An 11912-nucleotide genomic window follows, 5' to 3' on the forward strand; every position below is an offset into this window, starting at 1 on the left:
GAAGCGAAGATGGCGCGCCCGCGGATGGCCTCGGGCGCGCTCTTCTTTGATGCCCAGGGCCGCGTCATGCTCCTTGAGCCGACGTACAAGGACTACCGGGATATCCCAGGTGGATACATCGACGCGGGTGAATCACCTCTACAGGCGTGCGTCCGCGAGGTCAGGGAGGAACTCGGCGTCGCACCCGAGATCGGGCGCCTGCTCGTCGTCGACTGGGCACCGAGCCCTTCCGAGGGTGACAAGGTGCTGTACCTCTTCGACGGCGGCACCCTCTCCGACCAGGTCCGAGCACAGATCAGGTTGCAGGAGTCGGAGATCAAGGCGTACGAGTTCCATCCTGTCGCGGCGGTAGACGGCCTCACCATTCCCCGCCTCGCACGTCGCATCCGAGCGGCTGCGGTTGCGCGCGATGAAGGCGCCGTGGCGTATCTCGAGCACGGCCTGCAACCTGAGCAGTGAGCTTTCGCAGCCACGAGCTGCTGACCACCGGCTCCCGCTGGGCCCTCACAGTCCCAGAACGGAGCGCACTGCTTGCTCGATGCGAGCCATGTCTCTTGTCGCACTTCTCCCAGCAGCTTGGCGTTCTCGAAGCGCCGAGCTGCGTACTGGGTGACGTTCACCGGGACCGCAACCGCTCGTACGGGATCGGCGATCGGCACGGATACGAGGGTGTCGGGTAGGCGCCGACCGGGGGCAGACAGACAGCGACCCGAAACTTTGTAGTCGACGATCCGGGCACCGAGCTGCCTGTGCCGGCCGCGGACGACCTCGCCACGATCAGTTTGTAGAGGTAGAACGCAGACTTTGGTTTGGAGATCGCTCCGATGCTTTCGAGGCCCGCGGTCGGGCCTCTGCTCGTGCACACCCACACCGCAGGCAGGCTGAGCTACAGCTTTCTTTGGTGCAAGGCGACTTGCACCGCCCACCACGCGCGGCTACTTGAAGCCAGAGAGGGCGTGCCTGGATAGTCCTCAGTACACGCGTTCTGACGCCTCGGCAAGCGCCTCACCGACCTCCACCCTCTTTGCTTTGCTATCCGGCCGGGGTTTCTCCCCTCTCACACTCGTGTGAGCAAACCCAGCAGGTGGGTCATCCACTGGGTCATACACAACCCCGACGCCACAACCTCGCGGAACCGCCGCTGTGAAAGCGAATACCAACTGACTGGGTGCTTTGGTCACCGCTTCAGGGCCCAAGCCTCTCGCATCAAGCAAAGACTTGCGATAAACGGATATGCCATCAGCGTCAAACTGAAATGCCGTGCGAGTAGGCTTTCTCAAACCGCTGATGAGGTCTGGGCGAAGAAAGTTAGGGGCATCGGGGACTCGCCGATACAGTATCTCTTCGTCGCGAATAGACGGATCGTCCCACGCGGATGCATCTTCCAAGGCCAAGCTCCCCTCCCCCACAGGCCATGTCAGACAAACAGTCTCTTCCACGTAGGATTACTCGCCCAAACCCTGAGCGAGATCTCTCTCAAGGCACGCTTCGCATCTGAGGCCACCCGCCCGCCGCCGAGGTAGTCATCGATCCTCACGGCACCGTCGACGCTGACAGCGTAGACGTAGGGAGTTTCCCCTGGGGAGAACTCAATCTCTAGCCGTTCTTTTCCGGCGCGCCACTCCGACAGGATTCCGCCCTCGATGGTAGGCGTCAGGAAAGGGTAGACGCTTCTACTATCAGTAAGTTGGTCCAAGATGCGATAAGCCTGATGCGTGATGCTTTGGGTGACAGGGCCTGCATGACCGCCGTCCCAGCCGGCCTCGAGGGTGCGGAACTCGCAAAGCTTTGAGCTGACGTACATCTGCAGCTCGAGCTTCGTCGATGCAGTGGTGGACTGCATCGACGTAGAACCGATCTCACCGACCAACTGCGCTGCGGCCTTGCGGATAACCCACATCCCAGGAGCCTCGCGCCTGCTCGCACGCGCGAAGCTGTTCGGTGATTCTAAAGAAGAAGTGCAACCGTAAGCGTCACCGGCGTGTGCATCCCAAGCCATCATGTCGTCTCCCCCCATCCTTGCCGCATGCGCTCACTAGTCACCTTTTCAAAGACGCTAGCTACCACGTCATGCGCCCCCTGAAGCGCAACCCCGAAATCGGAGTCGTCGTTTACGTCTGCTTCAGCACTGAGCGTGAGATTCGAACTGTCCGGAATTTCGTCGTCAGCGCTCTCCCCAACTGCAGAATCAACTCCCACCAACACGCCTACATCTGGGTAATCCTCGTATTCGCAGTAGTGCACGCGGAACCCAGAGTAGTCAGGCTTTGCGAATGGGAAAGCGCTTTCGGTATTCCACCCCGTCAAAACACCAGCCATGGCCTCGTGAGCCGCCATGCCGAGCAAGCTATTGACATACTCGACCGAGACCCTTTTAACCGCAGGAAATTCACCCACCGACTCATGGCAGAGTTTACTGAAGCGCTCAAATTTTTCGTGCAGCTCGACCTTTAGCGCATCAAAACCCGGGTAGGTCAAACCGTCAGGTTGGAAGTGCCAAGCCAAGATGAACCGGTCATATTGGAAGCGAATCGCCTTATCGCCACTCTCTGTAGCGAAGACGCATAGGGGCATGGGCCAAGAGAGGCCTGCCTGAACGAACTGCACAGACTCCGGTTCTTGGGGTCCCCAGGATGCAAGCGGAGTCGACTCGCGCAGTTCAGGGTACTGATGGCGCCACTCCACACGCAGCGGAGCTAGATCGAGCGTTCGAAGCTTCGATACCGGCTTGAAGAGGCAACTCAAGACCACCGAATGCACAGGCGGTCGGGCAAAGGTCAGCTTCTTCATCATCGCAACACCCCCTTCTGCAGGTTACCCATACTGACTACGCAACTAACAGTGTTTCCTCTCGATGCGTTACTACGGAGCACACTCTGGGGCGATTTTGTCATAATTTGCACCACCCTGCAGGGCTGGTCCGTAGTCTCACCGGCCGCGACAGTACTCGCGCAGTGTGTGGCCTAGCTAGCGGTTAGCTCACAAAAACGCAAGAGGCAACACGAGCGCTAAGGGGCGCGCGAGAACCGGGATCTACCGGGGCTTGCCGCTGCTAGAGCCGCTCCATGCGCTGGTCGATCTATGAACCGCAGCTCCCAAGCTGATGGCCCTCCGACTCGTAATCGAGCCCCCGCTCTGGCAGAAAATTGGGAGCAGATCTTATTCCAGTCCCTCCTGGCGGCCTTGTGAGGTCAACTCACACCAAGGGCTTGACCTGCATAGATAGCTCCAAGTCCACGTCTGGACCCTGCCGGACCCTATTTCGGGGCGAAGAGGTCGCGGTCTACTGCATCCGGCGTGGGCTGTCCTTACATGCCGATACAGGGGGTGCGGGTGCGCTGAGTCGCGATGTCCACACATTGCGGGCTCAGCTTTCGGCACGTACCGATGGGTTTCGGCACGTACCGACGGTCGTGGCGACGGGCCGGGTAGGGCTCCGGGCCCCTTTTCGCAGCTCAGCCGGGAACCGCCGGGCCGTCTGTGGGCCGTCCAACGGGGGCCCACAGCGACCAGGGGTGACCAGCAACGACCACCACCGACAGCCGGTGACCTGGCCGGGCCCCCACCGTCTGCGACACTGGATGGACCATGCCTGTACCCGGAGAACTCACCTTTGTCGCGCCCCGTGGGGCCAAGAAGCCGCCGCGGCATCTCGCTGACCTCACGCCTGCCGAGCGCAAGGAAGCCGTTGCCGCCGTCGGCGAGAAACCGTTTCGCGCCAAGCAGCTCTCGCAGCACTACTTCGCGCGGTACGCGCACGACCCGGAGCAGTGGACCGACATCCCCGCCGGTGCGCGCGGAAAGCTGCAGGAAGCCCTGCTTCCCGAGCTGATGTCCGTGGTGCGGCACATCAGCTGTGACGACGACACCACCCGCAAGACGCTGTGGCGCCTCTTCGACGGGACGCTCGTCGAGTCCGTGCTCATGCGCTACCCGGACCGCGTGACGATGTGCATCTCGTCGCAGGCCGGGTGCGGGATGAACTGCCCGTTCTGTGCGACGGGGCAGGCCGGCCTCGACCGGAATCTGTCGACCGCCGAGATCGTGCACCAGATCGTGGACGGGATGCGTGCCCTGCGGGACGGGGAGATTCCCGGCGGGCCCGCTCGGCTCTCCAACATCGTTTTCATGGGCATGGGCGAGCCGCTCGCCAACTACAACCGCGTCACCGGGGCCATCCGCAGGCTCACCGACCCCGAGCCGGACGGTGTCGGGCTCTCGCAGCGCGGCATCACCGTGTCGACCGTGGGGCTCGTGCCCGCCATCCACCGGTTCGCCGACGAGGGCTTCAAGTGCCGCCTCGCCATCTCGCTGCACGCGCCCGACGACGAGCTCCGCGACACCCTCGTACCCGTCAACACGCGGTGGAACGTACGCGAGGTGCTCGAGGCGGGCTGGGAGTACGCCGCCAAGTCGGGGCGCCGCCTCTCCATCGAGTACGCGCTGATCCGCGACATCAACGACCACGCCTGGCGCGGTGACCGGCTCGGGCGGCTGCTCAAGAACAAGCCCGTCCACGTGAACCTGATCCCGCTGAACCCCACGCCGGGCTCGAAGTGGACGGCATCGCGGCCGGAGGACGAGAAGGCCTTCGTGGACGCCATCGCCGCTCATGGGGTGCCTGTCACGGTTCGTGACACCCGCGGCCAGGAGATCGACGGGGCGTGCGGTCAGCTCGCCGCGGCCGAGCGTTAGTCTGGCCGGAAGACAACTTCATAGCCGGAACACATCTTCATATTCCGACAGGGGAGCGCCACAGCGCTGAGAGTGCGGCAGCCAAGGACAGGTTGGCCGCAGACCCTCTGAACCTTGCCCGGGTCATTCCGGGTAGGAAGTTCGGACATCACTCAAGCTGTTGCGCCCTGCCCGCGGACCCCCGGTCCGCGGGCAGGGCCGCGTCTCTTCCTGGTCACTCCAGGAGGAATGAACTCAGTGAGCACCACCAAGAAGGTCACGGTCACCGCGGTCGCGGCGGCCATCGGGCTCGTCGCGCTCTCCGCGTGCGGCGGCTCGTCCGACGGCGACGGCACGGCCGCCGACTCCAAGAGCGTCACGCTCGTCAGCCACGACTCCTTCAACGTCTCCAAGGACGTACTGAAGGCGTTCGAGAAGAGCTCCGGCTACAAGGTCAACGTCCTCAAGGACGGGGACGCGGGCGCCGCCGTGAACAAAGCGATCCTGTCGAAGGACAACCCGCAGGGCGACGTCTTCTTCGGCGTCGACAACACTCTTCTCTCGCGCGCGCTCGACAATGATCTCTTTCAGTCGTACGAGGCCAAGGGCTCGGATCAGATTGCCTCGCAGTTCCGCGTTGATCAGGGCAAGCACCGCGTCACGCCCGTCGACAGCGGCGACATCTGCGTCAACTACGACAAGAAGTACTTCGCCGACAAGAAGCTGGCGCCGCCGAAGTCCTTCGCGGACCTGACCAAGCCCGCCTACAAGAACCTGCTGGTCACCGAGAACGCCTCGACCTCGTCGCCCGGTCTCGGATTCCTGCTCGGCACCGCCGCCCAGTACGGCGACGACGGGTGGCAGGGCTACTGGAAGAAGCTCAAGGCCAACGGGGTCAAGGTCGTCGACGGCTGGGAGCAGGCCTACAACGAGGAGTTCTCCGGGTCCGCCGGCGGCAAGAAGGCCAAGGGCGACCGGCCGCTCGTCGTCTCCTACGCCTCCTCGCCGCCCGTCGAGGTGCTCTACGCAAAGCCGCAGCCCAAGGAGGCGCCGACCGGCGTCGCGAAGGGCACCTGCTTCCGCCAGGTCGAGTACGCGGGTCTGCTCGGCAATGCCAAGAACGAGAAGGGCGGCAAGGCGCTCCTCGACTTCCTGGTCGGCGAGAAGTTCCAGGGCGACATGCCGCTGAACATGTTCGTGAACCCGGTGCGGGAGAACGTCGAGCTGCCCGAGCTGTTCGCCGAGCACGGGGTGAAGGTCGATGAGCCGCAGGCCATGGACCCGAAGAAGATCGCCGACAACCGTGAGCAGTGGGTCAAGTCGTGGACCTCGCTCGTACTGAAGTAGGCAAGTCCCGCGGGGGGCTGTCCTCGCGGGGGAGTGCGGCGCGGCTCGGCCTGATGGCCGTGCCCGTCGCCTTCTTCGCGGTCTTCTTCGCCTATCCGGTCGCCGCGATCGTCGCGCGCGGCCTGAAGGTGGGCGGACAGTGGCAGTTCGGGCGGATCGCGGACGTCATCGGGCAGTCCGACGTCCGGCACGTGCTGTGGTTCACCACCTGGCAGGCGCTCGCCTCGACCGCGCTCACGCTGCTGATCGCGCTCCCCGGCGCGTATGTCTTCGCGCGCTTCGAGTTCAGGGGCAAGCAGGTTCTGCGGGCTGTCGTCACGGTGCCGTTCGTGCTGCCGACGGTCGTCGTCGGGACGGCGTTCCTCGCGCTGCTCGGCCGGGGCGGGCTGCTCGACGAGATGTGGGGCGTACGGCTCGACACGACCGTGTGGGCCATTCTGCTCGCGCACGTCTTCTTCAACTACGCCGTCGTCGTACGGACCGTGGGCGGGCTCTGGTCGCAGCTGGACCCCCGCCAGGAGGAGGCCGCGCGGATGCTCGGCGCCTCGCGGTGGACTGCCTGGCGGACGGTGACGCTGCCCGCGCTCGGCCCCGCGGTCGCCGCGGCGTCCCTCATGGTCTTCCTGTTCACCTTCACCTCCTTCGGGGTCGTGCAGATCCTCGGCGGGCCCGCGTACTCGACGCTCGAGGTCGAGATCTACCGGCAGACCGCCCAGCTCCTCGACCTGTCGACGGCCGCCGTCCTGACGATCGTGCAGTTCGCGGCGGTCGGCCTGATCCTCGCCGTGCACGCGTGGACCGTCCGCCGGCGCGAGACCGCGTTGCGGTTGGTCGACGCCGCCGCCGTGGCCCGGCCGCCGCGTGGTGCCGGGCAATGGGCCCTGCTCGGCGGGGTCGTGCTGACGATCGCCGTGCTGATACTGCTGCCGCTCGGGGTACTGGTCGAGCGCTCGCTGAGCGGGCCGGGCGGCTATGGCTTCACGTACTTCAGGGAGCTGACGTCGGCGGAGGGCGGGGCGTTCCTCGTCCCGCCGATCGAGGCCGTCTGGAATTCGCTCCGGTACGCGCTCGCCGCCACCGCCATCGCCCTGGTGATCGGCGGGCTCGCGGCGGCGGCGCTCACCCGGAAGGCCGGGCGCCTGGTGCGCGGCTTCGACGCGCTGCTGATGCTGCCGCTCGGGGTGTCCGCGGTGACGGTCGGCTTCGGGTTCCTGATCACGCTGGACGAACCGCCGCTCGACCTGCGGTCGACGTGGATCCTGGTGCCGCTCGCGCAGGCCCTGGTGGGCGTGCCCTTCGTCGTACGGACCATGCTCCCTGTCCTGCGCGCGGTGGACGGACGGCTTCGTGAGGCGGCCGCCGTGCTCGGGGCCTCGCCGCTGCGGGCGTGGCGGGAGGTCGACCTGCCGATGGTGCGGCGGGCGTTGCTGATCGCCGCCGGGTTCGCCTTCGCGGTGTCGCTCGGGGAGTTCGGCGCGACCGTCTTCATCGCGCGGCCGGACAACCCGACGCTTCCGGTCGCCGTGGCGCGGCTCCTGGGGCGGGCCGGGGAGCTCAACTACGGGCAGGCGATGGCACTTTCGACGATCTTGATGGTGGTGTGCGCGGTGTCGCTGCTGCTGCTCGAACGGCTCCGTACCGACCGGACGACTGGGGAGTTCTGATGGGTGAGGGCGTGGGCGTGGGCAAAGGTGGGGGTGCGGGCAACGGTGTGGGTGCGGGAGCGGGTGCGGGGTTGCTGACGTTGGCGGACGCGACCGTGCGGTTCGGGGGGCGGGCCGTGCTCGACGGGGTCGGTCTCGCGGTCGACGAGCACGAGATCGTCTGCGTCCTCGGGCCGAGTGGCAGTGGCAAGTCGACGCTGCTGCGCGCGGTCGCCGGGCTCCAGGAGCTCGACGGCGGGCAGGTGCTGCTGGGCGGCCGTGACCAGCGGGGTGTGCCCGCGCACAAGCGTGGGGTCGGCCTGATGTTCCAGGACCATCAGCTGTTTCCGCAGCGGGACGTGGCCGGCAACGTCGCCTTCGGGCTGCGGATGCACGGTGCCTCGCGGGGTGAACAGGCCGACCGGGTGGCCGAGTTGCTGGAACTCGTGGGGTTGCCGGGGGCGCAGCGGCGGGCCGTCGCCTCACTCTCGGGCGGCGAGCAGCAGCGGGTCGCCCTCGCGCGGGCGCTCGCGCCGAGGCCGCGGCTGCTGATGCTCGACGAGCCGCTCGGGCAGCTCGACCGTTCGCTGCGGGAGCGCCTTGTCGTCGAACTCCGTGAGCTCTTCGACGAGTTGGGTACGACCGTCCTTGCAGTGACGCATGACCAGGGCGAGGCGTTCGCGCTCGCGGACCGGGTCGTGGTGATGCGGGACGGGCGAATCGCCCAGTCCGGTACGCCACTTGAGGTCTGGCGGCGCCCGGCGGATGAGTTCGTGGCGCGGTTCCTGGGCTTCGACAACGTCGTCGACGCGACGGTGGCCGGTGCGGTGGCCGACACCGCCTGGGGCAAGGTGCCGGTGCCGGAGAACTCCGGGGGTGCGGCGGCGGACGGGCGGTGCCGGTTGCTGGTGCGGCCGGCCGGGGTGCGGTTGGTGCCCGTCGACGAGGGGCTGCCGTGTGCGGTGACGGCGCGTACGTTCCGGGGTACGCATGTCGCCGTCCACCTGGAGCCTCGGAGCGGGCCTCGGCTTGAGGCGGCCTGTGCGTTGCGGGATGCGCCTGGGGTGGGGGAGACGGTGGGGGTTGTGTTTGACGTGGGGGATGTTGTGTTGCTCGGCTGAGGGGTGGGGGGGCGGCGGGTTGGAGTGGGTTGAGGTGAGTGGGCGGGGCCTGCTGTGGTGCGCCGGGCCTGCTGTGGTGTGCCGGGCCTGCTGTGGTGGGCGGTCGCGGCGGTGGGCGTTAATGAGGTGTGTGTTGCGCGGGGGTCTGCCTAGGGTCTGGCCCATGACAACCTTGGAGTACGACCGCCATCGCGCCGAAATCACCGTTCAGCTGGGGCTGTTGAGGGAGACGCTGGCCGGGGCGGATCTGTCGGCCACCGTGCCGACGTGTCCGGAGTGGACGCTGGGATACCTCGCCCGGCATGTGGGTGGCGCCGTGCGGTGGGCCGCGCAGCTGGTGGCCACTCGGGCCACGGAGGACATTCCGGAGGAGGACGTCCCGGGGATCCACGGGCCGGAGGGGGACGGTCCCGCGGCTCTCGACGCGTGGCTGGCGGAGACCGCCGAGCTTGTCGCCGCGGCGTGGGACGGGGTGGATGCCGACACCGCGGTGTGGTCCTGGTCCGATCAGCACCATGCCGGGTTCTGGGCGCGGCGCATGACGCATGAGGTGGCTGTTCACCGGGCCGATGCGGCTGTTGCCGCGGGCGTGCCGTATGTGGTTGCGGCGGATGTCGCCGCCGATGCGATCGATGAGTGGCTGGAGATCGTGCAGTTCGTGCAGCGGAATGAGGTGGGGGATTCGGCTGCCGAGTTGCGTGGTGAGGTGGTTGGGGCGGGGCGCAGCATTCATCTGCATGCCACGGATGCGGTGCCGTCGTTGGACGCTGAGTGGCTCATCGAGTTCGGGGCGGAGGGTTTTGCTTGGCGGCGGGGGCATGCGAAGGCGACGGTTGCTCTGCGGGGGTCGCTGACTGAGGTGCTGCTCGCGTTTTATCGGCGGCGGTCTTTGGACGGTGGGGGCGTGGAGGTTCTGGGGGAGCGGGAGCTGATGGATTTCTGGTTGGAGCGGGCGTCGTTCGGGTGAGTTTTTCCCCAACCCCTCCCCTTCCCGAAAACCCTCTGGGCGCGGGGGCCTTGAGGGGGGGTGGGTGGGGTTGGGTTTTGCGCGCGGGGGGCCTTGGGTTGCCGTCGTCACCGGCTTCGCCGTGTTCGTCCTCAGGCGCCGGACGGGCTGGGTTGTCCGCGGGTGGGTTGGGAGTTCGCGGGGTGGGTTGGGCGTCGCTGGTGGGTTGGGCGTCGCGGGTTGGTTGGAAGGTTCGCCGCCGGGTGGGTGGGGTTTGCGTGCGCCAGTCTTGGTTGCTGTGGTCACCGGCTTCGCCGTGTTCGTCCTCAGGCGCTGGACGGGCTGGGTTGTCCGCCGGTCGGTTGGGCGTTCGCCGGGTGGGCTGGGGGGTTGGAGGAGCCACCCGGGGGCGGAGTTTGTGGGTGGGGTAGTTAGCTTCCTGTCGTCAGTGAGGACAGTGCTGCCGGGGCCTCCTCCACCCTGTCCACCAAGGCGATCCTTGGTTCCATCGAGCGGCCTTGGGCCAGTGCCTGTAGTAGGGGCCAGGCGGGGAGGTCCCGTGTCCAGTGGGTTTGGTTCACCAGGATCATCGGGGTCGGTTCGCCGCGTGATTCGTAGTAGTTCGGCGTTGCCGCGTCGAAGATTTCCTGGAGTGTGCCGGCCGCGCCCGGCAGGAAGATCACGCCCGCGTTCGAGCGGGCCAGCAGGCCGTCCTCGCGGGTGGCGTTGGCGAAGTACTTGGCCAGGTGGGTGGCGAAGGCGTTCGGCGGCTCGTGGCCGTAGAACCACGTGGGGATGCCCACCGAAGCACCGCCGGACGGCCACCTCTCGCGGACCTCGAAGGCCGCCCGCGCCCACTCGGTGACCGAGGGGGTGAAGGACGGGGCCTTGGCGAGGAGTTCGAGCGCCTCGTCCAGCATCTCGTCGCGGAAGACGGACGCGTACGCGCCCAGGTTCGCCGCCTCCATCGCGCCGGGACCGCCCCCGGTGGCGACCGTGAACCCGGCGCGAGCGAGCGAGCGGCCGAGCCGGGCCGCGCCCTCGTACGCCTCCGTGCCACGGGCCATCGCGTGACCGCCCATCACCCCCACCACCCGCGCGCTGACGAGTAGTTCGTCGAGGGCGTCCGAGATCGAGTCGTCGTGGATCGCCCGGAGCATCGAGGAGAAGACGTCGCCGTCCGCCTTGGTCTCCTGGAACCACGCGTACGCACCTGCGTCGGGAGTCGCCTCGTACCCGCCCTCGGACAGTCCCGAGAAGAGTTCGTCCGGCGTGTAGAGGAGACCGCGGTACGGGTTGAACGGCAGGCCGGGGACAGGTGGGAACACCAGCGCCCCGGCGGTCCGCATCGCGTCCACCGCGCTCTGTTCCATCGCGCACCCGAGGAACACCGCGCCCGTGGCGTCGCAGGCCCGCAGCACGGACGTACGCGCCAGCAGGTCTATCGCCTGGACGCGGCACCCGGCGAGCGAGCCCCCCGCGGCGATCTCGTCGAACTCCGCGAGCGACTCGATCTCGCGGTCGCTGCCCGGGAGTCGGGGTGACTGCCCCTGGCCGGTGGAGGACGTGGACGGAGCTACGGGAGTCGGCTGCATCTGCCCATGCTAGGCACGCGCACGCGCATCCTGCGGTGGGCCTCAGCCTCGAACCTCAGCCCCGCACCTCAAACACCTGCCTCAGCCCCGTACCTCAGCCCCGTACCTCAGCCCCGTACCTCAGCCCCGTACCCCAACCCCGTACCCCAACCCCGCACCTCAGCCCTGGACCTCGGACTCGTCCATCCACATGATTTCCCAGGTGTGGCCGTCCAGGTCGTCGAAGGCGCGGCCGTACATCATGCCGAAGTCCTGCGTCTTGCCCGCCGTGCCGCCCGCCGCGACGGCCTTGTCGACCAGCTCGTCGACCTTCTCGCGGCTCTCGGCGCTCAGACAGAGCAGCGTCTCGCTCGTCTTGCGCGAGTCCGCGATCTCCTTCTCCGTGAACTGCTGGTAGTGCTTCTTGCTCAGCAGCATGGCGATGATCGTGTCGCTGATCACGACGCAGGCGCAGTCGTCCGTCGTGAACTGCGGGTTGATCGCGTAACCGAGCTCCGTGAAGAACTTCTTCGAGCTGTCGACATCGTTCACGGCGAGGTTCACGAAGATCATCTGCTGGTACATGAGGTGTCTCCCGATGCTGTGG

The 11912-nt window shown here is 66.9% G+C and carries 10 protein-coding genes; 6 read left to right on the plus strand and 4 right to left on the minus strand.

Going from position 1 to position 11912, the window contains the following annotated elements:
• Positions 1–9 precede the first annotated feature (9 nt).
• Positions 10–459 carry an NUDIX domain-containing protein gene (locus ACWD02_RS31750; protein ID WP_451216827.1) on the plus strand — a complete coding sequence of 150 codons (450 nt, stop codon included), beginning with the start codon at positions 10–12 and terminating at the stop codon, positions 457–459.
• 958 nt (positions 460–1417) lie between these two features.
• On the opposite strand, the gene ACWD02_RS31755 is transcribed toward ACWD02_RS31750, so the two are convergent.
• Complete coding sequence (locus tag ACWD02_RS31755; protein ID WP_451216545.1) at positions 1418–2002, minus strand: hypothetical protein; 585 nt, start codon at positions 2000–2002, stop codon at positions 1418–1420.
• Positions 1999–2793: a TIGR04255 family protein gene (locus ACWD02_RS31760; RefSeq protein WP_451216548.1), complete on the minus strand. Its 795-nt coding sequence runs from the start codon at positions 2791–2793 to the stop codon at positions 1999–2001. The genes ACWD02_RS31755 and ACWD02_RS31760 overlap by 4 nt, the downstream gene beginning before the upstream one ends.
• Positions 2794–3588: 795 nt before the next feature.
• On the opposite strand from ACWD02_RS31760, the gene rlmN reads away from it, so the two are divergent.
• From rlmN to ACWD02_RS31785, 5 genes are all read left to right on the plus strand, one after another.
• A complete protein-coding gene (gene rlmN, locus ACWD02_RS31765; protein WP_451216551.1) occupies positions 3589–4695 on the plus strand; it encodes a 23S rRNA (adenine(2503)-C(2))-methyltransferase RlmN in 1107 nt (368 codons plus the stop codon).
• A gap of 228 nt (positions 4696–4923) precedes the next feature.
• Positions 4924–6021, plus strand: coding sequence for a thiamine ABC transporter substrate-binding protein (locus ACWD02_RS31770; protein WP_451216554.1), 1098 nt, complete (start codon positions 4924–4926; stop codon positions 6019–6021).
• The gene (locus tag ACWD02_RS31775) at positions 5997–7685 is read left to right on the plus strand and encodes an ABC transporter permease (protein ID WP_451216557.1); all 1689 of its coding nucleotides are present in this window, start codon (positions 5997–5999) and stop codon (positions 7683–7685) included. Before ACWD02_RS31770 ends, ACWD02_RS31775 begins: the two co-directional genes overlap by 25 nt.
• A complete protein-coding gene (locus ACWD02_RS31780) occupies positions 7685–8785 on the plus strand; it encodes an ABC transporter ATP-binding protein (protein ID WP_451216560.1) in 1101 nt (366 codons plus the stop codon). The genes ACWD02_RS31775 and ACWD02_RS31780 overlap by 1 nt, the downstream gene beginning before the upstream one ends.
• A gap of 163 nt (positions 8786–8948) precedes the next feature.
• Positions 8949–9752: a maleylpyruvate isomerase N-terminal domain-containing protein gene (locus ACWD02_RS31785; protein WP_451216563.1), complete on the plus strand. Its 804-nt coding sequence runs from the start codon at positions 8949–8951 to the stop codon at positions 9750–9752.
• A gap of 410 nt (positions 9753–10162) precedes the next feature.
• On the opposite strand, the gene ACWD02_RS31790 is transcribed toward ACWD02_RS31785, so the two are convergent.
• Positions 10163–11326 (minus strand): LOG family protein, encoded by a 1164-nt coding sequence (locus ACWD02_RS31790; RefSeq protein ID WP_451216566.1) that lies wholly within the window; start codon positions 11324–11326, stop codon positions 10163–10165.
• A 159-nt stretch (positions 11327–11485) separates the two neighbouring features.
• The gene (locus ACWD02_RS31795) at positions 11486–11890 is read right to left on the minus strand and encodes a VOC family protein (RefSeq protein WP_451216569.1); all 405 of its coding nucleotides are present in this window, start codon (positions 11888–11890) and stop codon (positions 11486–11488) included.
• Positions 11891–11912 lie beyond the last annotated feature (22 nt).

It is taken from the genome of Streptomyces sp. NPDC002853 (genome assembly GCF_053591915.1).